General features: G+C 62.0%; 21 protein-coding genes. 10 read left to right on the top strand and 11 right to left on the bottom strand.

All coding sequences use genetic code 11. The annotated features are described in order from the left end of the window. Nucleotides 1–58 precede the first annotated feature (58 nt). The 4 genes from GV819_RS05360 to GV819_RS05345 form a co-directional block, all read right to left on the bottom strand. Entirely contained in the window at nucleotides 59–2,092 is a 2,034-nt protein-coding gene (locus GV819_RS05360; protein ID WP_161754210.1) for a multicopper oxidase family protein, read from the bottom strand. A 359-nt stretch (nucleotides 2,093–2,451) separates the two neighbouring features. Continuing rightward, nucleotides 2,452–3,738, bottom strand: a complete 1,287-nt coding sequence (locus GV819_RS05355; RefSeq protein WP_161754208.1) for an OprD family porin — start codon at nucleotides 3,736–3,738, stop codon at nucleotides 2,452–2,454. Between the two features lie 239 nt (nucleotides 3,739–3,977). After that, complete coding sequence (locus tag GV819_RS05350) at nucleotides 3,978–4,367, bottom strand: nuclear transport factor 2 family protein (protein WP_161754206.1); 390 nt, start codon at nucleotides 4,365–4,367, stop codon at nucleotides 3,978–3,980. Between the two features lie 27 nt (nucleotides 4,368–4,394). Then, on the bottom strand, nucleotides 4,395–5,090 hold the full coding sequence (locus tag GV819_RS05345; protein WP_161754204.1) for a DsbA family protein: 696 nt from the start codon (nucleotides 5,088–5,090) through the stop codon (nucleotides 4,395–4,397). A 263-nt stretch (nucleotides 5,091–5,353) separates the two neighbouring features. Here GV819_RS05345 and GV819_RS05340 point away from each other — a divergent pair, with 263 nt between their 5' ends. Then, on the top strand, nucleotides 5,354–7,453 hold the full coding sequence (locus GV819_RS05340; protein WP_161754202.1) for a TonB-dependent receptor: 2,100 nt from the start codon (nucleotides 5,354–5,356) through the stop codon (nucleotides 7,451–7,453). Between the two features lie 59 nt (nucleotides 7,454–7,512). Here the strand turns inward: GV819_RS05340 and GV819_RS05335 are convergent, their stop codons facing one another. From GV819_RS05335 to GV819_RS05320, 4 genes are all read right to left on the bottom strand, one after another. Beyond that, nucleotides 7,513–7,713, bottom strand: a complete 201-nt coding sequence (locus GV819_RS05335; protein ID WP_161754200.1) for a hypothetical protein — start codon at nucleotides 7,711–7,713, stop codon at nucleotides 7,513–7,515. A 246-nt stretch (nucleotides 7,714–7,959) separates the two neighbouring features. Continuing rightward, nucleotides 7,960–9,066: an agmatine deiminase gene (gene aguA / locus GV819_RS05330; RefSeq protein WP_161754198.1), complete on the bottom strand. Its 1,107-nt coding sequence runs from the start codon at nucleotides 9,064–9,066 to the stop codon at nucleotides 7,960–7,962. Between the two features lie 5 nt (nucleotides 9,067–9,071). Further along, on the bottom strand, nucleotides 9,072–9,950 hold the full coding sequence (aguB, locus tag GV819_RS05325) for an N-carbamoylputrescine amidase (RefSeq protein WP_161754196.1): 879 nt from the start codon (nucleotides 9,948–9,950) through the stop codon (nucleotides 9,072–9,074). A gap of 199 nt (nucleotides 9,951–10,149) precedes the next feature. Then, nucleotides 10,150–13,065: an aminotransferase gene (locus tag GV819_RS05320; protein ID WP_161754194.1), complete on the bottom strand. Its 2,916-nt coding sequence runs from the start codon at nucleotides 13,063–13,065 to the stop codon at nucleotides 10,150–10,152. Nucleotides 13,066–13,308: 243 nt separating this feature from the next. On the opposite strand from GV819_RS05320, the gene rfbB reads away from it, so the two are divergent. From rfbB to GV819_RS05285, 7 genes are all read left to right on the top strand, one after another. After that, nucleotides 13,309–14,391, top strand: a complete 1,083-nt coding sequence (gene rfbB / locus GV819_RS05315; protein ID WP_161754192.1) for a dTDP-glucose 4,6-dehydratase — start codon at nucleotides 13,309–13,311, stop codon at nucleotides 14,389–14,391. Next, nucleotides 14,388–15,263 carry a glucose-1-phosphate thymidylyltransferase RfbA gene (gene rfbA / locus GV819_RS05310; RefSeq protein WP_161754190.1) on the top strand — a complete coding sequence of 292 codons (876 nt, stop codon included), beginning with the start codon at nucleotides 14,388–14,390 and terminating at the stop codon, nucleotides 15,261–15,263. The genes rfbB and rfbA overlap by 4 nt, the downstream gene beginning before the upstream one ends. Next, nucleotides 15,260–15,805 (top strand): dTDP-4-dehydrorhamnose 3,5-epimerase, encoded by a 546-nt coding sequence (gene rfbC, locus GV819_RS05305; RefSeq protein ID WP_161754188.1) that lies wholly within the window; start codon nucleotides 15,260–15,262, stop codon nucleotides 15,803–15,805. Before rfbA ends, rfbC begins: the two co-directional genes overlap by 4 nt. Then, nucleotides 15,802–16,683 carry a dTDP-4-dehydrorhamnose reductase gene (gene rfbD, locus GV819_RS05300; protein ID WP_161754186.1) on the top strand — a complete coding sequence of 294 codons (882 nt, stop codon included), beginning with the start codon at nucleotides 15,802–15,804 and terminating at the stop codon, nucleotides 16,681–16,683. The genes rfbC and rfbD overlap by 4 nt, the downstream gene beginning before the upstream one ends. 83 nt (nucleotides 16,684–16,766) lie before the next feature. Next, the gene (locus GV819_RS05295; RefSeq protein ID WP_161754184.1) at nucleotides 16,767–18,575 is read left to right on the top strand and encodes a sensor histidine kinase; all 1,809 of its coding nucleotides are present in this window, start codon (nucleotides 16,767–16,769) and stop codon (nucleotides 18,573–18,575) included. Between the two features lie 83 nt (nucleotides 18,576–18,658). Beyond that, a complete protein-coding gene (locus GV819_RS05290; RefSeq protein WP_161754182.1) occupies nucleotides 18,659–20,062 on the top strand; it encodes a sigma-54-dependent transcriptional regulator in 1,404 nt (467 codons plus the stop codon). Nucleotides 20,063–20,099: 37 nt separating this feature from the next. Then, entirely contained in the window at nucleotides 20,100–20,555 is a 456-nt protein-coding gene (locus tag GV819_RS05285; RefSeq protein WP_161754180.1) for a YiiD C-terminal domain-containing protein, read from the top strand. 408 nt (nucleotides 20,556–20,963) lie between these two features. Here the strand turns inward: GV819_RS05285 and cysQ are convergent, their stop codons facing one another. Together cysQ and nudE are read right to left on the bottom strand one after the other, a co-directional pair. Next, a complete protein-coding gene (cysQ, locus tag GV819_RS05280; protein WP_161754633.1) occupies nucleotides 20,964–21,791 on the bottom strand; it encodes a 3'(2'),5'-bisphosphate nucleotidase CysQ in 828 nt (275 codons plus the stop codon). Nucleotides 21,792–21,802: 11 nt separating this feature from the next. Beyond that, nucleotides 21,803–22,369, bottom strand: coding sequence for an ADP compounds hydrolase NudE (nudE, locus tag GV819_RS05275; RefSeq protein ID WP_161754179.1), 567 nt, complete (start codon nucleotides 22,367–22,369; stop codon nucleotides 21,803–21,805). A 223-nt stretch (nucleotides 22,370–22,592) separates the two neighbouring features. On the opposite strand from nudE, the gene yrfG reads away from it, so the two are divergent. Beyond that, a complete protein-coding gene (yrfG, locus tag GV819_RS05270; RefSeq protein WP_161754177.1) occupies nucleotides 22,593–23,255 on the top strand; it encodes a GMP/IMP nucleotidase in 663 nt (220 codons plus the stop codon). 48 nt (nucleotides 23,256–23,303) lie between these two features. Here the strand turns inward: yrfG and lysM are convergent, their stop codons facing one another. Next, nucleotides 23,304–23,744, bottom strand: a complete 441-nt coding sequence (gene lysM, locus GV819_RS05265) for a peptidoglycan-binding protein LysM (protein ID WP_161754175.1) — start codon at nucleotides 23,742–23,744, stop codon at nucleotides 23,304–23,306. Nucleotides 23,745–23,880: 136 nt separating this feature from the next. Between lysM and GV819_RS05260 the strand changes: the two genes are divergently transcribed. Further along, the gene (locus tag GV819_RS05260; RefSeq protein ID WP_161754172.1) at nucleotides 23,881–24,768 is read left to right on the top strand and encodes a LysR family transcriptional regulator; all 888 of its coding nucleotides are present in this window, start codon (nucleotides 23,881–23,883) and stop codon (nucleotides 24,766–24,768) included. Nucleotides 24,769–24,962: the final 194 nt, after the last annotated feature.

Here is a 24,962-nt window from a genome sequence, read left to right as displayed (position 1 = left end):
GCCCCTCACGTGCCATCGGAAAGCGCCGAGCAAGGCGCCCTCCTTTTCCTTCAACGGCTCAATGGTGCATAGGCGCGGTTCCGCCCTGGCCGTCGGACAGCTCGATGCTGACGTTCTGCATCATGCCCTGGTCCTCGTGGTCGAGGATGTGACAGTGCAGCACGAACTCGCCGATGTAACGTTCATAGCGAGTGCGCACGTACAAGGTGTAGCGCCGGCCATCCTTGTCCGGTCCCTTGACGAACAGCGTGTCTTTCCACACCCCCTTGAGTCCGGCGTACTGCTTGTCGTCAGGGTCGGTTTTGTCGATCGCTCCCGGCTCGCTGAGATCCGTGCCGTCCGGGCCGATGATCTTCTCCACCTGGAACGGATTGACATGGATATGGAACGGGTGGCTGGCAAAACCCGAGCTCAGCATCCAGGTTTGCGCCGTGCCCAGGGTCAGGTGGCGATTGATCTTGCCGGGCTCATAGGGTTTGACGTCATCCATGCTGGTACCGACTTCAAACTTGGGATTTTTCTTGTCGTCGCGGTTGATGAAGAACATCAGCGACTCCACAGGCCTACCTTTCACTTCATCGTCACCGATGCTTTTATGAGGCACGAACTTGGTCAGCAGCAGACCGTTGTTGAGGTCGCCGATGATCTGGTTCTGCACACTGTCCGGCATGTTGCGACGGGCCGAGTCGACTAGCAGCTGAGTCAGGTAGGCGCTGGTGTCCTTGACCTCGGTGCCGCCTACCACATCGACAAACCCCAGTATCTGCCGACCGCTTGCCGCCTGGGCCACGCCGCCGTCGGCAGACTGCGCGGCATCCACCACGCAATAGCGTCCGGTTTGCGGGAAGACCATCAGCAGGTCGTTACGGTAACCAGGCTGCAGGGTGACCTGGCTGAGTTTCTGCGCCTTGCCCAGGGTCAGGCCATCGGCGGCGACCACTTGGTAGTCCACCGGTTCGCCCACGCATTGCTGGCTGACAAAAGCATCGGCGTCGACCGCGGCAACGCCCGCGTTACTCTTTTGCAGACCGCTGTCGGCGAGCTTGCGAAACTCCAGTTTGATGGTGTCGCGAATGCCCGCATGCACCAGGCGCCAGCGCTCCACCTGGCCGGCACGGGCCTTGCGAAAGATCGGCTGCACCAGGCCATTGATGCTGGTGTAGCGACCCGACTGGCCCCAGCTCTGCGGCGTGAACTGGGCAAAGTCCTCGACCACGCCCACCTCCCCCGCATCGCAGTTCCAGTTCACGCTCTTGTCGCCGGTCACAGGGTCGGTCTTGACCCCCTTGCAGGCATAGGGGATCTGCTGCAGCACTAGCAGGCGTTCAGGAAAGGCCTTGCCATCGGCCGACTTGAGCAGGGTGTCGAGGTCGCCGTTGGCCCTCTTGCCTGGAAGACGGCTGCCACGGATGATCAGCGCACCGGCCATGCCACTGGCGACCTGCAGGGCGGTGGAGCCATGGCGGTGGGGGTGGTACCAGAAGGTCCCGGCCGGATGGTCGGCGGGAATGTTGTACTCGTACTGGAAGCTGACACCGGGATTGATCGACAGCATCACGTTGTCGCTGTTACCGGCGGGACTGACCCACAAGCCATGGGAGTGCAGGTTGGTGCTGTTGAAACACTGCGGCTTGTCCGGTTCGCCGGAGTGTGCGTTGCAGGGCTGTTCATCCTTGGGCTTGAGCTTGTTGTTGAGGGTGATGCGCACGGTGTCGCCCGGCGTCACGTTGATGGTCGGAGCCACGAAGGGGGCCAAGGGGTTCACGCCTGTGCCACGGTAGCTGCGCAATCTGACCGGTACCTTGCGCCCGGTCGCCGGATCGAAAAGCGTGCTCTGGGTGTAGTCGATGTTCAGCACCAGGGCGCGTTCGGTACCGCCGTGGGGCGGTAGCGCCAAGGGGCTCAAGGTCGTCGCCTTGGACGACATCAACTGTGTGGTTTCCGTGGTTTCCTGCTCCGGCACCTGCTGCTCCAGGCTGCTGGGGTTCTCGAATATTCGTGTGACTTCTTCGGCCGCGACAGGGGGGATACTGCAAGCCACAGACAGCAGGATACATCCGCCATAGGCGGTTATCGGCAGGGTTACTTTCATGGTGATCTCCTGTGCTCCAGGAAGGTAAGGACCAAGCGACCCGCAGCAGAGCGGCGGCAGGGCGCAACAACATCGGCCAAGCACAGGGATGGGCGGCACGCCGCAATTTCTCCCGCATCCATTACGGCTGGAACCTCATCCCTGATGGCATAAAGCTAGTGGGAAATACCCGGAAAGCAACGCGCCGCCGCTATCCATTCCAGCCAGGTCCAGCCTGTCGACTCCAGCGCCGGCTGACAGCCCAGAAAGTTGTTCCAACGGAGGTTTTTCCAGCCGTACCACAGGCATGAAAAAGCCCCGAACCAGTCGGGGCTTTTTCCAGTGCAGCAACCTGCGGTCAGGTCACGATCAGACGTTTATCAGAACACGTTGATCGGGTAGTCGACGAACACACGCAGTTCGTTGCCACCCACGTTGTACTCGGAAGACTTCTGCGACACGCGCAGTACCGAGCTGCGTACTTTCACGCTCAAGTCCTTGGCCGGACCGCTCTGAACCACGTACTTCAACTGGTTGAAGATTTCGCGCTCGCTGCCGCCGCTCGAGGTGGACGTGGTGATGTTGTCGCCACGGATGTAGGCCACGTTGTAGCTCAGGCCAGGTACGCCAAAGGCGCCGAAGTCCAGACCGTAACCCAGCTGCCAGCTGCGCTCGTCTTCAGCATTGAAGTCGGACCAGTAGGAGTTGGCCAGGTAGATGGTGTTGCCACCGTCACCCACACGGTTCTGACCACGCTGGTAGCCGCCGTAGGCGTAACCCAGGTGGCTGTCGCCGGTGCTGCGCTGGTGAGCCAGAGTGAACGAGTGCGGACCTGTGGCGAAAGTCGCTGCCAGGCTCCAGATCTTGTTGTCCTGGCCGCCGGCGCCGGAGTCCTTGGCGTAGGACTTGTCCAGCTTGGTGCGGTAGCCGTTGAAGTCCAGGGTCAGGGACTGGTCGGTGGCCAGAGGGAACACGTAGTTCAGGTTCACGTACTGCTTCTTCAGCACGTCTTCGACGTCGGAAGCATACAGTGCAGCCTTGAACTGTTCGGTGAACTGGTAGCTACCGCCCAACACGTCGATCGACTTCAGGCCACCACTGTCACGGCCTTCAGCGCTTTTACGCGACTCGGCGGTGAAGTGACCGGCGTTCAGCTCCAGGCCCTTGATCTCCTTGGAGGTGATCAGGGTACCGGTATAGCTTTCCGGCAGCAGGCGCGAGTTGTCGTAGTTCAGCACCGGCAGCGCCGGCATCTGGTCACCGTAGGTCAGTACAGTGTTGGACAGGCGGAACTTGACCGCCGCACCGAACTTGCTCAGGTCATCGGCGGCACTGCCGCTGTCACCCTGCTTGAAGAAGTCGATGCCGCCGGCGCCGCTGCGGCCCTTGCCGCCATCCAGACGCAGTGCGTACAGGCCAAAGGCGTCAACGCCCACGCCGACGGTGCCCTGAGTGAAGCCGGAGGAGAAAGTACCGATGGCCGCTTGGCCCCATTCGGCCTTGTCATCGTTACCGTCTTTGTAATCACGATTGATGTAGGCATTGCGCAGCAGCACTTTCAGGCTGCTGTCTTCGACAAAACCCTTGGCATCAGCCTGGCCGTCGGCCATGGCCTGTGTAGCGCTCAAAATCCCCAGTGCAACCAAGCAGATCCGCTGTTTCAACATTTTATTTTCCTTATTACGGTTTGGTGACGCGCTGTGAGCTCTTGCGGCTATGGCGTTTGAACGCTCTTTTACCGCCGAAACAAAAAAGCCCGCCCACGAGTGATCGCGGCGGGCCTTTTATTATTCTGATTTATGGCTCGTGGCCACAGGCGTTGGGGCGAATCCTATCTGCGCCCTTAACAACGTGTCAATTTCGTGAATCGTCTTTGAATAGCTGAAAATGTTCTAAGAACACCGGGTTAGAGCATCGCCAGCTGCACACTGTGGCTGTCGACAAATTGCTCGAAATGGGTGACCTGGCCGTCTTTCAGCGTCCAAAGGTGGGCCACTCGTACATCAATGGGCTTACCTGAATCCTTATAGATGCCCTGGTAATTGCCATAGGCAAACACCTTGTCGCCTTGGGCCACGTAGTTTTCGACCTTGAACGTGAAGTCGTGCCACTCCGAGCCCAGGCGCTTGAAGACATGCTCCAGCACCGCCTCGAAACCGACGTAGGTACCGGCATAGGGAAAACCCGCCGCCTCGGTCCAGCGAGCATCGGGGGCCAGGGCGGCTGCGGTATTTTTCGCATTTTCCTGGGAGTTGGCACCTTCATAGGTGCTTCTGATCAACGCTAGGTTATCCATGGGTGACTCCACGCAGGTCAAGTGAGATCAAAGCGCACAACCGTCCAGGCCACAGGCCTGGATCGCGCCATCATGAGGGCCGCTGTCCGCGCCCAGAGAAGTCTTCAGCCACTCGGCAAAGGCCTCGGGTTTGCCCAGCCAGGAGCTGATATCGAGCAACTGGTAGCGGCCATCGCGCTCCAGGGCCAGGGTCGGAAAGCCCTGCCCGCCGACCTTGGCCAGCAAGGCCCGGCTGGCCTTTATATGCTCATCCAGCTCATGCCCGACAACCTGGTCGAATGCTGCCTCGAACTCTACCGTGGCAAAACCCAGGGCCTGTGCGAGTTCCAGCAATACATCCCGATCGGCGATGCGCCGCCCCTCCAGGTAATGAGCAGTTTGCAGGCGCCCCAGTAGCTCCAGACCGCGACCACCGAGGGCTTCGGCCGCCAGCACTGCGGCAATCGGTGGTGCCGAGTCGAAGACCGCCGAGTGATCCCGCAGCAACCCCTCGAAGTAGGCCTGGCCGAAAGGTTGCCCGGTGTACTCGGCAATCCGCCGGTCGTGGGGCATGACGTAGTCACGTAGCTGCGACGAGACCGCTTGGCGGTTGCGACCGGTCATCATGCCGCCGGCGTGGGCCTGCACCGGAACCACCGCCTGGGCGGCCTGCACCAGCGGCTTGGCGCCATAGCACCAGCCGCACAGCGGGTCATAAATGTAGTGAAGGGTGGCCGAGGACATACGGGACTCCAGCAAGATCATGAGAATTTGATGGTTTGCAGACTATGCCGCGCATGCCACGGGAAAAACCTCGAAATGGCTTTTAGTCTGTTTCTGTAACCGGTCGAATCTGTCTGCTTAGCCCTTGTATCTGGGCAGATACTCGGATGAAATATTTTGTAATAATAGCTGTGAGGAACTCTCGAGAAATAACAAGCATAAGCAAATAGCACTCATTGTCATTCGCATCCTAGAATTACCCCCCTCTCTCGGATGCGTTTCAGATGCCTGCCCATTTCCGCCTTACGCCCCTGTCCCTGGGACTTTGCACCCTGCTGTCTGCCGGTTTCGCCTGTGCCGCCGGCACCACACTGCCGATAACCTCCATCAGCGCCCAAGCCGAGGCCGACCCTGACGATCCCCGGGTCAAGGAGGTCAGTACTGCAACTCGCACCGCGACGCCCGCGCGCTACGTGCCCCAGGCCATCGACACAATCAAGACCGCCAATGCACTGGACTACGGCAACAATGACTTGGGCAGCGCCCTGAGCGGCATCCCCAACGTCAGCAGTGGCGCCGACACACGTTTCGACAGCCTGCGGATTCGCGGTTTCGACGCCAGCAACGACTTCTACCTGGACGGCATCCGCGACGACAGCCAGTACGTGCGCGACTTGCACAATATCGAGCGCATCGAAGTGCTCAAGGGCCCGGCTGCAGTACTCTACGGCCGCGGCAGCCAGGGCGGGATCGTCAACCGGGTGAGCAAGCTGCCGGAGTTCGGCCGGCGCTCCAGCGTCGAAGTCCAGGGCGGCAGCGAAGACTTGCGCAGCCTGTACGCGGACTTGAGCGCCGACCCGACCGAAAACATCAGCCTGCGCCTGAACCTGGGCAACCAGGACAAGAACAGTTTTCGCGATGGCGTCAGTGGCAATCGGCAATTGTTCGCGCCCTCCATGAGCTGGCAATTGACGCCGGAGCTGAACTGGCTGGTGCAGTACGAATACAGCCGCTACAACCGCACCCCGGATCGCGGCATTCCCGGGGTCAACGGACGCCCGGCGGATGTCAGCCGTGAAACCACCTACGGCGACAAGCGCGACTACATTGACGACAAGTCCCAGTCCCTGCGCTCCAAGCTGACCTACGAGCTCAACGACAGCTGGCAACTGCGCCATACCCTAGGGGTGTTCAAGCTCGACAGCGATTTCGACAACACCTACCAATATGGCTACAACGCGAAAACCGCAAAAGTGTTACGCCAACGCTGGCAGCAGGACCTGAAGACTCGCAACATCTACAACAACACCGAGCTGGAAGGCCGTTTCGACACCTTCGGCCTGGAACATCGCCTGCTCACCGGCATCGAGATCGGCAGCCAGCGCCGCGACCCGATCCTCTACAACGCCGCCACCTCCGGCCCCGGCAGCCAGGCGGTGCCCGCGGTGGACTTGTACAACCCCAATCCGTACCAGAGCCACACCGGCCGCATGCAGGTGTCCAGCAACAACCACACCGAAGTACAAAGCCGGGCCCTCTACCTGCAGGACCAACTGCGCCTCAACGATCAATGGCAATTGCTCGCTGGCCTGCGCTACGACAACTTCGATATCGAAACCACCAACCGCCGCACCGGGGTCTCCGACAGCCGCGACAGCCATAGCGTCAGCCCGCGCCTGGGGGTGGTCTGGACGCCACTGGAGCACCATTCGTTCTATGCCTCATGGAGCAAGTCGTTCTCGCCCGTGGGTGGCGGCCTGATCGGCATCACCCCGAACGCTGCCGGCAACGGCAACGACCTGAGCCCGGAGCTCACCCGGCAGAAGGAAGTCGGGGTCAAGAGCGACTGGCTCGACGAACGCTTGAGTACCACCCTGGCCGTGTATGAACTGGAACTCTACAACCGTCGTACCACCGACCCGCTCGACCGCAACATCGTCCTGCTTACCGGGCTGCAACGCTCCCGAGGCATCGAGCTGACCAGCAGCGGCAAGATCATCGGCAACTGGTACCTGCGTGGCGGCATCGGCTTGCAGGATGCCGTCGTGGTCAAGGACAACAACGGTTTCGAAGACAAGCGCGTGAATAACGTGGCCAAGCGCAATGGCAGCCTGTTCATCACCTGGAAACCTGAATTGGGCTGGTACGCCGAGACCGGCCTGACCCTGGTCGGCGACCGCTTCGCCGATAGCGCCAATACCGTGGTGCTGCCGGGCTACGGTCGCTGGGATGCCCTGGCCGGGTATCGGCACAAGGACTGGGATGTGCGCGCGGCGTTGAACAACATTGCCGATCGCGAGTACTACAGCTCCGCCACCAGTGCCTTCCAGATCCAGCCCGGGGATCCACGCAGCCTGGTGGTCACCGGTAACTACCGCTTCTAAAGAACAGGCAAAAAAAAGCGCCGCCCTCCCGGCAGCGCTTTTAACAATCCGTTGTCTTTCTATCCTTTCACCACATCCCACAATGCTTGCAGTTCCGCCTCGCTGAGCAATCCAGCGGGGTAACGCTCAATGATGATCCGGCGCGGATCAGGTTCCCTGATCTGACGCGTTCCATTGGACTTCAACCATTGCACCAGAACCTGCAGCGACTGGTTATTGACTGCCAAGGGATGCGCTACCCGCTCGCTGACACTATTCATTCCAGCGCTCTCTCCTGGTTCCTGAGCGGCCTAACTTATCCAAGGTTTATGACAGAACAACAGAGTTCCACATGTCTCAGAATCACCCCAGAACAGATACAAAAGCTGTGCCAATGTGTCCAGCGCGCCAACAGACAAGCATGAAAAAGCCCGCAGACCTTCTGGGCTGCGGGCTCGTTGAGTGGTGTCAACGCTGGCGCCGGCTCACCTGTCTCAAACAATCGACAATTTCTGTTACAACGGCACTCAAACCCGCCGCGGTGCAGGCTGTTGTTGAGTAAGGCAATGGATATTCCCGCCCCCCAGTAACAGTTCACGCCCCGGCACCATCACCACTTCGTGTTCAGGGAACAGCGCCTGCAGGATGGCCTTGGCCTGGGCGTCCATCGGGTCGTCGAAACTCGGCGCGATGATCCCGCCATTGACGATCAGGAAGTTCACGTAGGAACCCGCCAGACGTACCGAAGGGTTGCGCTCCTGGGTACCGTCCACCGCATCGACACCGGCACACTCCTCTTCGGTGGCGTACAGCGGCCCGGGAATCGGGATCTTGTGCACTTTGAAAGTGCGGCCCTTGGCGTCACGGGTATTTTCCAATACCTGCATGGCCGCCTGGCAGCGGGGGTAGTTCGGGTCCTGTGGATCATCGGTCCAGGCCAGCAACACTTCACCCGGGCGCACGTAGCAACAGAAGTTATCCACATGCCCGTCGGTTTCGTCGTTATACAGGCCGTCCGGCAGCCAGACGATCTGCTCCACCGCCAGTTGTTCGCGCAGCACCGCCTCGATCTGCTCGCGGGACAGGTGCGGGTTGCGGTTGTGGTTGAGCAGGCACTCCTCGGTGGTGATCAGGGTGCCTTCGCCATCGACGTGAATCGAGCCGCCTTCAAGCACGAAGCCCTCGGTGCGGTATTCCTGGCAACGCTCGATCTCCAACACTTTGCTGGCCACCTGTTCGTCACGGTTCCAGGGCGAATACAGTCCGCCTTCGAAACCGCCCCAGGAATTGAAGCCCCAGTGCACGCCGCGCACTTCGCCGCTGTCATTGATGACGAAGGTCGGACCGGTGTCACGCACCCAGGCGTCGTCGCTGGACATCTCGACGACCCGGATATTGGCCACGTCCAGGCGGACCCGGGCGTTTTCATACTGGGCCGCAGAGACCGCCACGGTCACCGGTTCAAAGCGTGCAATGGCCTTGGCCACTGCGGCGTGAGCGGCTTGGGCCGGCTTGCCACCCAGGCGCCAGTTGTCCGGGCGCTCGGGCCAGATCATCCAGGTCTGGGTCTGCGTTGCCCATTCAGCCGGCATGTAGAAACCGTCGGCGCGAGGCGTGCTGTGCAAAGTGCTCATAGTGTTCAGGACTCCAGGGAACCGTCGAGGGTTTTCAACGCGCCATAGAGGTTCGGACGGCGGTCACGGAAACTGCCCCAGGCGCTGCGGATGTGCTCGAGCTCGTCGAGGTCGAAACTGTGCACAAGAATACCTTCTTCGCTTTGGTTGAGCTCCTGAACCTTCTCGCCGAACTGGTTGGCAATGAAAGATGAACCATAGAAGGTGATGTCGGAGCCATCCTGCTCTTCATTGCCGATACGGTTGCTGGCGATCAGCGGCATCAGGTTGGCACCGGCGTGGCCTTGCTGCACACGCTGCCAGTGATCGCGAGACGAGATGCTCTGGTCGTGGGGCTCGCTGCCGATGGCGGTGGGATAGAACAGAATCTCCGCGCCTTGCAGGGCCATGCTGCGGGCGCACTCGGGAAACCACTGGTCCCAGCAGATGCCCACGCCGATCTTCGCGTAGCGGGTGTTCCACACCTTGAAGCCGGTATCACCCGGGTTGAAGTAGTACTTCTCGTGATAGCCAGGGCCATCCGGAATGTGGCTTTTCCGATAAATCCCGAGGTTGCTGCCGTCCGCATCGATGATCGCAATGCTGTTGAAGCGCGCACGACCGGCCAGCTCGAAGAAGCTGATGGGCAGTACCACCTGCAGTTCCCTGGCGACTTTCTGGAAGTGCGCGATGGCCGCGTTGGCTGCCACCGGAGTGGCCAACTGCAGGTAATCCGGGTTGGGTTTCTGGCAGAAGTACGGGGTTTCGAACAACTCCTGGATCAGGATGATCTGCGCGCCCTTGGCGGCGGCTTCCCGCACCAGCTTCTCAGCGGTTTCGAGGTTGGCTTCAAGGTCCCAGGAACAGGCCATCTGGGTAGCGGCGACGGTAACGGTACGGCTCATGGAGCAACTCCTGGGCAAATGCGCAGCGGTCGATGACAACGGATCGGAAAAGAGCCGGGCACGGTAGGACCCTACCCGACAACGGCCAATTTATATCCGATAAATATCGACTTTAGAAGCTGAAAAAATACATATTTAGTAAAACAACCAAAAAAAGACCGATAACCATCGGGATCATGCAAGGACCCAAGGCCCGCGCCTAGAGATCTTCGCCCAGTACCTTCGACAGCATGTCGACGAAGAAGTCCACGCTCTGTCGGGTGGTGACCATCGGCGGCTTGATCTTGAGGATGTTCAGGTGATCGCCAGTGGGCTGCATGAAAATACCCAGCTGCCGCAAGCGATCGCACAGCAGGGTGGTTTCCTCGGTGGCCGGCTCCAGGGTCTGATGATTGCGGATCAACTCCAGCCCCAGGTAGAAACCGGAACCGTGCACCGCGCCTACCAGCGGATGAACATCCTTGAGTGCCTCCAAGCGCTGCTTGAAGTGCTCGCCGACTACCTGGGCATTTTCCCAGAGCCGCTCTTCCTGCATCACATCCAGCACCGCAATGCCGATGCGACAACTGACCGGGCTGCCGCCTGATGAAGAGAAGAAGTAGCCCTCGGCCTCCAACGCCTCGGCAATTTCGCGCCGGGTGATCACTGCGCCCAGGGGCTGGCCGTTGCCCATGCCCTTGGCCATGGTGATGATGTCCGGCACCACGCCCTGCTCTTCGAACCCCCAGAAGAACTTGCCCATGCGCCCGTAGCCCACCTGGATCTCATCGGCGATACACACACCGCCACGGGCCCGGACCCGGGCATAAACCTCGCTCAGGTAGCCCGGTGGCAGCGAAATACCCCCGGCATTGCCATACACCGGCTCGCAGATGAAACCGGCCAACTGGCGGCCCTGCGCATCCAGCTTGTGCAGTTGCTGATCGACGCTGCGCAGGTACTGCGGGGTGCTGTCCAGCCCGCGGAACTCGCCACGATAAGTGTTGGGCGCCGTCACCGGGTGCACCCAGTCCGGGCGGCTGGTGAGGGCCTGGGGATTGTCGGCAATGGAGGTGGAGATCGCATCGGCCGCCACCGACCAGCCGTGATAGGCCTCCAGCACGCTGAGCATGTCGCGCCCGCCGCTGTAGGCCCAGGCCAGGCGAATCGCCAGGTCATTGGCCTCGGTGCCGCTGTTGACCAGGAATACCCGGTCCATGGAGTCCGGCGCCAGGGCCAGCAGGCGCTCGGAAAACTCGGCGATGGCTGCATAGTGAAAGCGCGAGTTGGTGTTGAGCAGCGACCACTGGCGCGCGGCCTCGGTAGCCATGCGCGGATGACCATGCCCCAGCACCGCGACATTGTTGAGCATGTCCAGATAGGAACGCCCCTGCATGTCGATCAGGTGATTGCGCCAGCCCCGCTCGATCCGTGGCGGGTCGACGTAATAGTGCTTTTGCGAGCGGGCAAAGCTGGCATCACGACGCTCCAGCAGAGCCTGTGGATCCAACTCCGGCTCGGCATCGCAGGCCAGTCCCAGCAGCGCCGCCGGAGAGGGGCACAAGGCCTGCCAGGCCGGGGCCCGGGAAGGCGTGCAGAACAGGGGTGGATCAAGCTCGGCAACTCGACACAACTGCACCTTGAGCCGGCCGTCGGCCGCCACTTCACCCAGCACCTGCCCCTTGACCAGGGCGGCGCCGGCTCGCAGCGAGGGATCGACGCCCCACAGGTGCACACTCAATGCCGGGCCATCCAGACGTAACAGGCCATTCCCGGCCCGGTGCAGGACCCCGGCAAACGGCGCCTCTACCGCGGTGCCCGCCGGTACTTGCAACTGGACATGCAGAGGGCAGGTTTCCGGCTCCAGCGCACTGTCCGGGCAGGTGCGCGACAAACGGTATTGGCCGTAGCGGCTGGCAGCCAGGTCATGGGTGGCACCGGCCTCAGCCAGCAAACGATCGTCGATCCCGGGCTGCTCCCAGTTACCGGCTTCGAAGTGGGGGCTGAGCACTCCCAGGTCGATCAGGGCAAACTCGCGGCCCACCAGGCTTGGCAACAACGGAGCGAAGCCTTCACTGCCGATGGCCGGCAGTGACTGCCCGACGGCGCTGAGGATTGCCGCCTCCATCAGTTCGAACGCCACGGAGTTGGCGACCCGGAAGATCTCCCATTCATGAGTCAGATTGGCGCGCGAGTACTCGTTGCCAGGATCGATGCTGACCTGCTGCTCGCCACTGAGCACCAGTACCGCGGCCCGGGTCACGATCAATGGCCAGAGCGCCGCCAGCTCCGCAGGTTGCAACGGGTTCACCTGATGGTAGGCCTGGATCGCCGGCAGGATGCGCAGCGGATCGCCTTCGACGTGATGTAGCAATGCAGCGCAGGTTACCGACAGATCGGTGACACGCCAGGTGCGGATCAGGTCGCCGAAATCGATGACGCCCTGCAATTGCCAATGGCGCGCCGCATCCCGCTGGCAGACCACGTTGTCATCGGTAATATCCATATGGATCGCCTGCACCGGCAACCGCTCCAGGAGCGGCTGCAAACGGCGCTCGGCGTGTTGCGCGGCCGTGGCGATCAGGGCCTGTTGCTGCGGGTCCTCGACCACCGCAAGCAAATGCTCGATTAGCGCGGGGGCATGGCGAGCATCCCATTGCAGGGTGCGCTCGAGGCCCGGGTGCTGGAAATCCTCCAGGGCTCGGTCCATCTGCCCGCAGAGTCGGCCCAGGCTCGCCGCCAACTCCGGCCCCAGGTGTGGCAGGTGAGTCAGCGAGCGCCCGTCTATGTAGTCCAGCAAGCGTACGTGCAGCGCTTGCCCGGCAATTTCCAGGGACAGCAAGTCCGCACCGCTTTTCGCCGCAATGACCTTGGGCACCCGCACTGCGCAGTGCTGCAGGTGCTTGAGGCCTGCGTGCTGTGCCTGCAATTCCAGGATGGAGTAATCACCTCGACAGATTTTCAGGACAAAACGTCCCTGGGGGCTGTCGACACGAAAGTTGAGATCCTGCTGGCTACCCAGGGAATGCACGGTGGCGTGCAGGCCGTAATGGGTTTCCAGTATCTCCAGCGCTTGCTGCGCAGTGACCTGTGGACTGGGCAGGCTGGCACGGTGGATCAAGGTGGCGAGCAACATACAACGACCCCTGGAATTGTTATTGGCCGCTTATATCGCCACTGCGCAAGGCGATACGCAAGCCCCTCGAAAGGTGACCGACCCAAAGAACTCCAGCAGGTCGTGAACGGTTCCCCACCAATATTCCACACACTTCTCGGACAAATCACCCTGCAGTCCCTATTGCACCGCAAGCGCCGTGCCGACAAGCTATGCTGCATTGGTTGTAGTAAATGACCGTTTTAAGGATACAGGCCACCTCACATGCGCATTCTCGTCACCGGCGGAGCCGGTTTTATTGGTTCGGCCCTGATCCGCCACTTGATTGAGCACACGGAACACGAAGTGCTCAATCTGGACAAGCTGACCTACGCCGGCAATCTGGAGTCACTGCACAGTATCGCCAGCAACAGCCGCTACGAATTCGTCCAGGCCGACATCGTCGACCAGGCCACCGTCAGCGCCGTGCTGGCACGCTTCCAGCCCCATGCGATCATGCACCTGGCAGCCGAGTCCCATGTCGACCGCTCCATCGACGGGCCGGCCGATTTCATCCAGACCAATATCGTCGGCACCTACAGCCTGCTGGAGGCCACCCGTGCCTACTGGCATAAACTGCCCGAAGCGGAAAAGACCGCCTTCCGCTTCCACCACATCTCCACCGATGAGGTCTACGGCGACCTGCATGGCGTCGATGATCTGTTCACCGAAACCACGCCTTATGCACCCAGCTCGCCCTACTCCGCCAGCAAGGCCGCGTCCGACCACCTGGTCCGCGCCTGGCAGCGTACCTATGGCCTACCGGTGCTGATCACCAACTGCTCCAACAACTATGGCCCGTTCCATTTCCCCGAGAAGCTGATTCCACTGGTGATTCTCAACGCCCTCGCTGGTAAACCGCTGCCGGTCTACGGCAACGGCCTGCAGGTTCGCGACTGGCTGTATGTCGAAGATCACGCCCGGGCTCTGTTCAAGGTAGTGACCGAAGGCGTAGTGGGCGAGACCTACAACATCGGCGGCCATAACGAGCAGAAGAACATCGATGTAGTGCGGGGCATCTGCAGCCTGCTGGAAGAGCTCGCACCGCAGAAACCCCAGGGGGTTGAACATTACGCCGACCTGATCACCTTCGTTCAGGACCGTCCCGGCCACGATCTGCGCTATGCCATCGATGCCGGCAAGATCGAACGCGAGCTGGGCTGGGTGCCGGAAGACACCTTCACCAGCGGCCTGCGCAAGACCGTGCAGTGGTACCTGGAAAACCTGGAATGGTGCGGCCGGGTACAGGATGGCAGCTATCAAGGCGAACGACTGGGCTCCACCAACATCAAGGATCTGATTGCATGATCAAAGGCATTGTTCTGGCGGGCGGCTCCGGTACCCGTCTGCACCCCATCACCCTCGGCGTTTCCAAGCAGCTGCTGCCGATCTACGACAAACCGATGATCTACTATCCGATCTCGGTCCTGATGTTGGCCGGTATCCAGGACATCCTGATCATCTCCACGCCTCAGGACCTGCCGCAATACCGCAACCTGCTGGGTGACGGCAGCCAGTTCGGGGTGCGCTTCAGCTATGCCGAACAGCCTTCGCCGGACGGCCTGGCCCAGGCGTTCCTGATTGGCGAAGCGTTCATCGGCAATGACCCGGTGTGCCTGATCCTCGGCGACAACATCTTTCACGGCCAGTACTTCGGCGAACAACTGCGCGATGCTGCCAAGCGCACCTCAGGCGCCACCGTGTTCGGCTATTGGGTCAAGGATCCGGAGCGCTTCGGGGTCATCGACTTCGACAGCGAGGGCCGTGCCCTGTCCATCGAAGAGAAGCCCAAGAACCCGAAGTCCAGCTACGCTGTGACCGGCCTGTATTTCTACGACAACGATGTGCTGCAGATCGCTAAGGAGGTCAAGCCCTCCCCCCGTGGCGAGTTGGAGATCACTGACGTCAACAATGCCTACCTCAAACGCGGTGACCTGCATGTGGAGCGTTTTGGCCGTGGTTTCGCCTGGCTCGACACCGGCACCCACGACAGCCTGCTGGAGGCCTCTCAGTATGTGCAGACCATCGAGCACCGCCAAGGTTTGAAGGTCGCTTGCCTGGAAGAGATTGCCTACGAGAATCGCTGGATCAGCCGTGAGCACCTGCTGGAGCGCGCTGCCTACTTCGGCAAGACCGGCTATGGCCAATACCTCTTCACTCTGGCCGGAGAGACCCAATGAACGTCATTCAGACTGAACTCCCTGGCGTCCTCATTATCGAACCCAAGGTCTTTGGCGACGAGCGTGGTTTTTTCTATGAAAGCTTCAATGCCAAGGCGTTCGAAGAAGCCACCGGCCTGAGCAAGCAGTTTGTCCAGGACAACCATTCACGCTCAGCCAAGAACGTCTTGCGCGGCTTGCATTATCAGATCGAGCACCCCCAAGGGAAACTTGTCCGAGTCATTGCCGGTGACGTGCTGGACGTGGCGGTCGATATCCGCCGCAGCTCGCCTAACTTCGGCCGCTGGGCCAGCGTCCGCTTATCCGCGGAGAACAACCGTCAACTATGGATTCCAGAGGGCTTCGCCCACGGTTTTGTGGTGCTCAGCAAGTTCGCCGAGTTCCTCTATAAAACCACCGATTACTACACGCCATCCGCTGAGCGTTGCATTCGCTGGGATGACCAGACTCTGGCTATCGATTGGCAGTTGCAGGGACTGCCAACACTCTCAACCAAGGACCAGAATGGCAAGAGTCTGAAAGAAGCCGACCTGTTCCCATGAACACTCCCCTGAAAACTCTCATCATTGGCCAGTACGGCCAAGTCTCCCGCGAACTGCAGCAGCGGCTCGGCGACCTGGGGGAGTTGGTAGTGCTTGGCCGTGACCAGTTGGACCTGAGCCACCCGGAGCAAATCCGCCAGCAGGTCCGGGCCATTCGCCCAGGCCTGATTATCAACGCCGCCGCCCATACGGCCGTCGACCAGGCCCAGAGCGAGCCTGACCTGGCCTTTGCGATCAACGCGGTTGCCCCCGGGATCCTGGCCCAAGAAGCCTTCGAGCTGGGCGTCCCGCTGATTCACTACTCCACCGACTATGTGTTCGATGGCAGCAAGGAGTCGCCTTATGTGGAGGACGACGAGCCCAATCCACTGAGCGTCTACGGCGAGAGCAAGCTGGCCGGCGAGCGGGCCATCAACCTGGTGCAAGGACAACACCTGATCCTGCGCACCAGTTGGGTCTATTCCAGCCACGGCAAAAATTTCCTGCTGACCATGCAGCGCCTGCTGCAGGAAAAACCGGAGCTACGGATAGTGGCCGACCAGATCGGTGCACCGACCTGGGCCGGCACCATCGCCAACAGCACCCGGGCGCTGATTGAACGCTGGCGGGCTGGAGCGCCTGGCACCTGGGGCACTTACCACCTCACGGCCAATGGCGAGACGTCCTGGTTCGGTTTCGCCCAAGCCATCGGCGAGCAACTGCTGGCCATGGGTAAGCCCTGTGCGGTGCTCGAAGCCATTCCTTCCAGCGCCTATCCGACTCCGGCCCCCCGGCCACTGAACTCGCGCCTGGACTGCAGCCGCCTGGCCCGGGAGTGGGGAGTCATCCAGCCGGACTGGCACACCGCACTGCGCGAGTGTCTTGCCGAGCAGGGCTAGGGCTTTGTCCGAAAGCCCGCCTGACCGCGGGCTTTCGTGCATGACACTGGCATAATGCGTCTATCTCCATAGGCGCCGCTCCCATGACTGCACCCCTTCCCCGTCGTCCCCGCTGGCGCAGCCTGGCCTTGCTGGCGCTGTGCCTGGCGCCGTTGCTATGGCCGCTGGAACACCTGGCCGAGCGCTACTACCGCAACGAGCTGACCAGCCAGAACCGCCAGACCCTCGACCTCTACGTGGCCAACCTGCTGGGCACCCTGCACCGCTACGAAGTACTGCCGCAGATACTTGGCGACCTGCCGGCGCTGCGCTCGGTACTGGGCGCCCCGGACGATGGCGTGAGCCAGGGCAACGCCAACCGCCTGTTGAAGAACATCAGCGCCCAGACCGGCGCCGAAGTCATGTACCTGATGGACACCAGCGGCAAAACCCTGGCGGCCTCCAACTGGGACAAGCACGACAGTTTCGTCGGCCGCAATTTCTCCTTTCGCCCCTATTTCAGCGAAGCCATGGCCGGGCGCCTCGGGCGCTTCTTCGGCCTGGGCACCACCTCGGCCAAACGCGGCTACTTTTTCGCCGCCGCGGTCCGCAATGGCGAAAAGATCCTCGGCGTACTGGTGGTCAAGGTCGACCTGGACCACACCGAAAGCCTGTGGGGCAAGACCCCGGAACAGCTGCTGATGACCGACCACAACGGCGTGGTGATCCTCACCTCGCGCCCGGAATGGCGCTTTCGCTCGACCCGCCCACTGAGCGAAGAGGAGCGCCAGGCCATCGTCGCCATCCAGCCCTACCCAACCCGCGATCCTCGGCCGCTGAACCTCGACCCCAATGCCTGGCTGACCCAAACCCAGCAGATCGAGGAAACGGGCTGGAGTGTCAGTATTCTTGCCCCACGCACCCTGATCGATCGCCCGGTGCGCACTGTGGTGGCGGTGGGCGCCGCGACGCTACTGGTGCTGATGCTGCTGCTCGGACTGATGATGCAGCGCCGCCGCCACTATCTGGAACGGATCGCCTTCGAAGCCAAGGCCCGCCGGGAGCTGGAAATGCGCGTGGCCGAACGGACCAGCGACCTGGAGAGCCTCAACCGGCGCCTGAAACAGGAAGTGCTGGAGCGTGAAACCGCCCAGCAGGAACTGGTGCGCGCCCAGGACAACCTGGTCCAGGCGGGCAAGCTCTCGGCCCTGGGCACCATGTCCGCGAGCATCAGCCACGAACTCAACCAGCCCCTGGCGGCGATCCGCAGCTATGCGGAAAACGCCGAAGTACTGCTCGACCACCAACGCACCGATGACGCCCGGGGCAACCTCAAGCTGATCAGCGAACTGACCGGACGCATGGCCTCGATCATCGCCCACCTGCGGGCCTTCGCCCGGCGCGATCACCACGCCCCGGAAAGCGTCGCCCTGCAACCGGCCCTGGACGATGCCCTGGCCTTGCTGGCCAAACGTCGCCGGGCCATGGAAGTGGAACTGATCCGCGACCTGCCGGCCGCCACCCTGTGGGTAGAAGCCGGGGAAACCCGCCTGCGCCAGGTGCTGGGCAACCTGCTGGCCAATGCCCTGGACGCCCTGACCGAAAAAGGCCCGCCACGTAAACTCTGGCTGAGTGCCGAATCCACCACCACGGGCGTCAATCTGTACATTCGCGATAACGGCCCGGGCTTCTGCATGGAAGCCCTGGGACGCGCCGGAGAGCCGTTCTACACCACCAAGACGCGGACCCAGGGACTGGGGCTGGGCCTGGCGATCTGCGACACCCTGATGCGCGCCTTCGGGGGTGAGCTGTCGTTTGCCAACCACCGCGAAGGCGGGGCCCTGATCACTCTGCGCCTGCGGGCCGGGGCACCAGGGGTGAACCTGCAACCCTCCGAGGACCGCGGGGTATGAAGCGCTGCAACAGGCTGTTCAAGCTCTCAATCCACTGGCCCGAACCGGCGTTGCCGGCCCTGACACGACCTGGAAAGTGACCGATGACTCGTCCCGAGACCCTCGACCCTCAGCTGCAAGTGGTGTTGATCGATGACGATCCCCATCTGCGCCAGGCCCTGAGCCAGACCCTGGACCTGGCGGGACTCAAGGTGCTGTCCCTGGCCGAAGCCCAGGGCCTGGCCCCACGCCTGGAGCGGGACTGGCCAGGAGTGGTGGTCAGTGACATCCGCATGCCCGGCATGGACGGCCTGGAGCTGCTCAACCAACTGCATGCCCAGGATTCGGAACTGCCGGTGCTGTTGATCACCGGTCACGGCGATGTGCCCCTGGCGGTGCAGGCGATGCGTGCCGGCGCCTATGACTTTCTGGAGAAACCCTTCGCCAGCGATGCCTTGCTGGACAGTGTGCGGCGCGCCCTGGACTGGCGGCGCCTGGTACTGGACAACCGCAGCCTGCGCCTGGCCCTCAGCGACCGCCAGGAATTGAGCGCACGGCTGGTGGGCCAGTCGGCACCGATGCTGCGTCTGCGCCAGCAGATCGGCGCCTTGGCAGCGACCCGGGCCGATGTGCTGATCCTCGGTGAGACCGGCGCCGGCAAGGAAGTGGTGGCCCGCGCGCTGCACGACCTTTCGGCACGGCGCAACGGACCGTTCGTGGCGATCAACGCCGGCGCCCTGGCCGAGTCGGTGGTGGAAAGCGAACTGTTCGGCCACGAACCGGGGGCCTTCACCGGCGCGCAGAAACGCCGCATCGGCAAGTTCGAATTCGCCAACGGCGGCACCTTGTTCCTCGATGAAATCGAAAGCATGAGCCTGGATGTCCAGGTCAAGCTGCTACGCCTGCTTCAGGAGCGGGTGGTTGAGCGCCTCGGGGGCAACCAGCTGATCCCCCTGGACATCCGCATCATCGCCGCAACCAAGGAGGACCTGCGCCAGGCAGCGGACCAAGGCCGCTTCCGCGCCGACCTCTACTACCGCCTGAATGTCGCCCCGCTGCGCATCCCCCCCCTGCGTGAACGGGGCGAAGATGTACTGATGCTGTTCCAGCATTTCGCCGACGAAGCCAGTGCCCGCCACGGCCTGCCGCCCCAGGAATTGCAACCCGGGCATCGCGCCCTGCTGTTGCGCCACAGCTGGCCGGGTAATGTGCGTGAACTGCAGAACGCTGCCGAACGCTTTGCCCTGGGCCTGGAACTGGCCCTGGACCACCACGACCCCGCTCACGGCGCCGCTATCGCACCGACGGTGATCGAAGGCGGTCTGAGCGAGCAGGTGGAGCACTTCGAAAAGGCCCTGATCGCTGCCGAACTGGCACAGCCCCACAGCTCGATGCGCAGCCTTGCCGAAGCCCTCGGCATACCGCGCAAAACCCTGCACGACAAATTGCGCAAGCATGGCCTGAACTTCGCCGACGGCGGCAGCCATCCTGGCGATGAAGCCGAATGAGCCGCACCGTGACTCCCTTGACCCTTGAGGCCCATGCATGAACCGCGACAGTCGATACCTGGAATCCATCCTCCACCACGATATTCCCCTGACCCGGGACATGGGGCTGAAGGTGCTCGACTGGCAGGCGCAGCAACTGCGCCTGCAACTGCCCCTGGACGCCAACGTCAACCACAAGAGCACCATGTTCGGCGGCAGCCTGTATTGCGGCGCCGTACTGGCCGGCTGGGGCTGGTTGCACCTGCGACTCAAGGAGGAAGGGATAAATGACGGGCATATCGTCATCCAGGAAGGACAGATCAGTTACCCACTGCCAGTCACCGGCACTGCCGTGGCGATCTGTGCGGCCCCGGATGAAAAGGTCTGGAAGAAATTTCTCTCGATGTACCAGCGCTACGGCCGGGCCCGGCTGACCTTGCACACCCGGGTGGTGAATGCGGGCCAGAATGAAGACGCCGTACGCTTTGCCGGCCAGTACGTCCTGCATCGCTGATGCCCATTGCCTATGGCAGGCCCCTACAAGACCCCGGAACGCGCATCCCTGTAGGAGCTGGCTTGCCAGCGAAGAGGCCCGCCCATGCGCGCAAGACTCAAGGGCCCATTCGCCGGCAAGCCGGCTCCTACAAGACCCCGGAACGCGCATCCCTGTAGGAGCTGGCTTGCCAGCGAAGAGGCTCGCCCGTGCGCGCAAGGCTCAAGGGCCCATTCGCCGGCAAGCCGGCTCCTACAAGACCCCGGAACGCACACCCCGTAGGAGCTGGCTTGCCAGCGAAGAGGCCCGCCCGTGCGCGCAAGGCTCAAGGGCCCATTCGCCGGCAAGCCGGCTCCTACAAGACCCCGGAACGCGCAGCCCTGTAGGAGCTGGCTTGCCAGCGAAGAGGCCCGCCCGTGCGCGGGATGATCAGGAGCGCGCCAGTTCCAGCAGTTTGCTGCGCCAGGGCGCCTTGGCCGGCAGCGCCAGGAAGAAGCCGTTGAGCAACGACTCCCGCGGCGGATAACAGAATGGTGAGCCCTGAAGATCCACCACCTCGCCCCCTGCCCCCTCGAGCACGCCCTGGGCTGCAGCCGTGTCCCACTGGGAGGTAGGTGCCAGGCGCGGATAACAATCCGCCGCCCCTTCGGCCAGCAGGCAGAACTTCAGCGAACTGCCGATATTGGCCAATTGCAACTCGCCCAGAGCCGCCCCCAGACCACTGAGCAGGTGCTCCTGCTCCGGGCTCGAATGGCGTCGGCTGGCCACCACGGTAAAGGCCTCACCAACGCCCGGCTGCTCACGCACCTGGATCGCTTGCGGCGGCTGCCCTTGATCAACGCGCCAGGCGCCCAGACCGGCGCCACCCAAGTAGCAACGACCATTGGTGGGCATCGATACCACACCGAATACCACGCGCCCCTGTTCGATCAGGGCGATGTTGACGGTGAACTCTTCACTGCCGGAAATGAACTCCTTGGTGCCATCCAACGGGTCCACCAACCACCAGCGCTGCCAGCTGGCCCGAGTGGCCTGGGGAATGTCGGCGTCCTCTTCGGACAGCACCGGAATGCTCGGATCCAAGGCCGTCAGGCCGGCCACGATCAAGTGATGGGCCGCGAGGTCAGCGGCAGTCACCGGCGACTCGTCGGCCTTATGATTGACCGCCACGTCGGCGCGCCAGAACGGCAGGATCGCTTCACCGGCACGCAACGCCAGCTCCGCCACTGGTGCCAGCAAGGGATGGGGAAAATTCATCGAGATACTGCTCATGCTGGAAAAACTCCACGCTGGCTCAACAGGTCGCGGGTCAGGTACAGCGCAGCCAGGGCCCGGCCTTCAGTAAATTGCGGATTCTGCGCCAGGCTGACCAGCTCTCGCAGGTTGATCTTGTCGACCCGCATTGGCTCGGGCTCATCGCCCTCCAGGCGCTCCTCATACAGATCGGTGGCCAACACCACCTGGATCTTCTGGCTCATATAGCCCGGGGACAGTGACAGCTCGGTCAGGTGCTCCAGTTGCCGTGCGCCAAACCCGGCCTCTTCCTTGAGTTCACGCTCGGCGGCTGCCAGCACATCTTCCCCGGGTTCGATCAGGCCCTTGGGCAGGGACAACTCGTAGGCATCGGTGCCACCGCAGTATTCTTCTACCAGCACCGCGTGCTCCGCATCGAGCATCGCCACGATCATCACCGCACCGTAACCCGCACCCTTGCCCACCAGGCGTTCATAAGTGCGCTCTACGCCATTGGAGAACCGCAACTGCACCTCTTCGACACAGAACAGACGACTGGTGGCGACGATCTCGCGGGCAAGTACGGTGGGTTTCTGGCGCATAACGGGCTCCTTGGCGATAGCGGGTTACTATACAGCCTGTTTGAAAGTGACTGGGTTGCAGATTGCAGGAGCACAGCCCCGCTCCAACACCTATTGTTTACTGCGTGTGACCGCCTTGTGCAGAGTGGCTTTCCTCTATCCTTCCAGTGACCGGTTCCCCCTGCCTCACTGACCTTGTCGACCCTGCCGGTCGGCTGTTTTCTTACCGCTGGAGAAGTGTTCAATGGCCCTGCTGCCCTGGCGCGATATCGATACCGTCCTGTTGGATATGGACGGCACCTTGCTGGACTTGCATTACGACAACCATTTCTGGATGGAGCACCTGCCCCAGCGCTACGCCGAGTTGCACGGGGTCAGCCGGGCCATGGCCGAGCTGGAACTGCAACCGCTGTTCGAGCGTAACGCCGGTCAGTTGCAATGGTATTGCCTGGATTTCTGGAGCGCCGAGCTGAAGCTGTCGCTGCGTGAGCTGAAGCTGGAGACAGCTCACCTGATCGCCCTGCGTCCGGACGCCGACACCTTTCTCGCGGCGATCAGACAGGCCGGCAAGCGGGTGATCCTGATCACCAACGCCCACCGTGATTCCTTGTCGTTGAAGCTGGAGCGGATTGAACTGGCGCCATACTTCGAGCGCCTGATCAGCTCACACGATTACGGGTTCCCCAAGGAGAACCCGCAATTCTGGGATGCGCTGCAGGCCGACATCCGATTCGACCCGGCCCGCAGCCTGTTCATCGATGACACCTTGCCGATCCTGCGCAGTGCGCGGGACTTTGGTGTGGCGCAGTTGCTGGCGGTGAGCCAGCCGGACAGCCGCAAAGGGCCGAAGGACACGGCGGAGTTCGCTGCAGTGAAAGGCTACCGGGAGTTGATCGAAGGGCTGTGACACCACTCGCGGGCAAGCCCGCTGCTACTCCCGGCAACCACTGGCCGGTTACTCGGGAATACGCAGGACCTGCCCCGGGTAGATCTTGTCCGGATGAGACAGCAGCGGCTTGTTGGCCTCGAAAATCTTGTTGTACTTGTTGGCGTCGCCGTACTGCACCTTGGCGATCGCGCTCAGGGTGTCGCCCTTCTTCACGGTAACGAACACCGCCGACACCACCACTGGACCGGTCACGCTGATCTGGTCCTCAACGGACTCGACACCGGCGATGTTGCCCAGGGCCAGGAGGATCTTTTCCTTTTCTTCCTGGGTTGCCACTTCACCGCTTACGATGACCTTGTCACCCTCCACGGTGGCATGAACATTGGGATTGCCCAGGCCGACCTTGGCGATGTGCTCCTTGAGTTGCTCACTGGCATTGGCATTACCCGGGGTTACCAGACCGATCAGTTTTTCACCGGCTTCTTTCACAAAGCTGAAAAGACTCATGTCACACACTCCTTGGTTGATAGATCCAGACGCGAAAGACTAGACCAGCATGGCCCCATGAGGTTCCCAAGCGACCAGTGACTCAAGGTCGCACAGGCGCGGTAGAATCCCGGCCTTTTGGCGTTCTGGAGCGAAGATGGACCTCAAGCAGCTGAAATTCCTCATCGCCCTCGACGAAACCCGCCACTTCGGCCAGGCCGCCGCGCTCTGCCATATCACCCAGCCGACCCTGTCCATGCGCCTGCGCAGCCTCGAGGAAGAGCTCGACCTGCAGTTGGTCAACCGTGGCCAGCGCTTCGAAGGCTTTACCGCCCCTGGCGAACGGGTCCTGGCCTGGGCCCGCACCGTCCTCAGCGCCTACGACGGGTTGCTGGCCGAAGCCGCCGCCTGCCGGGGCAACCTGGTGGGCACCCTGCGCCTGGGGGTGGTGCCGTTGTCGAGCTTCGATCCATTGCCATTGATGCAGCGCCTCCACGCCGAACACCCGAACCTGCGTTTCGAGCTGTCGTCGCTGAGTTCGGAGCAGATTCTCGAGCAACTGGCGAGCAACCGCCTGGACCTCGGGGTGTCTTACCTGGAGCGCCTGGACAGTGAGCACTTCGACTCACTGACCCTGGACCCGACCCACATGGGCCTGCTCTATGACCAGCGACACTTCAGCTTCGGCGAGCAGCCCCTGAGCTGGGAGTCGCTGATCGAGTTACCCCTGGGCCTGCTCACCAGCGGCATGCACTTTCGCCAGTCCATCGACCACAACTTCCACATACGCGGGCTTCACCCACAGCCGGTGTTGCAGACCGACGCCGTCCATCAGTTGGTGCAGATGGTCCATGGTGGCCTGTGCTGCGCAATCATGCCCCTGGACAGCGGCCTGGAGGCGCTGACCGAGCACCTGCGCCTGCAACCCATCGAAAATGCCCAGACCCTGGCCCGCCTGGGCCTGATCATGCGGCGCAGCGCGCCGCGCTCAGCCCTGGCAGAAGCCTGCTTCGCCCTGTATCAGAAATCCTTCAGCGGCTCTTGATCGACGCTATCTATCAAGGGATCAGTACTAGCAATTAGACGCGACAGATTGCCGCGCTTAGTCTTGGACCCCGATAGGCGCCGGCCCCGCAATCAATGCCAAATGCCGGGCCTGCGCGGCACCAGCCCTTGCAACGCGCACACCGGCGCTCGCCGCCAGCCAGACCCACAGCACCCCTGAGCGCTCGCAAGCGG

This window comes from Pseudomonas sp. Fl5BN2 (assembly GCF_009908205.1).
In the GTDB taxonomy this organism is placed as follows: Bacteria; Pseudomonadota; Gammaproteobacteria; order Pseudomonadales; family Pseudomonadaceae; genus Aquipseudomonas.
Note: the sequence above shows the minus strand (reverse complement) of the source record. Positions and strands in the feature narration are given on the sequence as shown.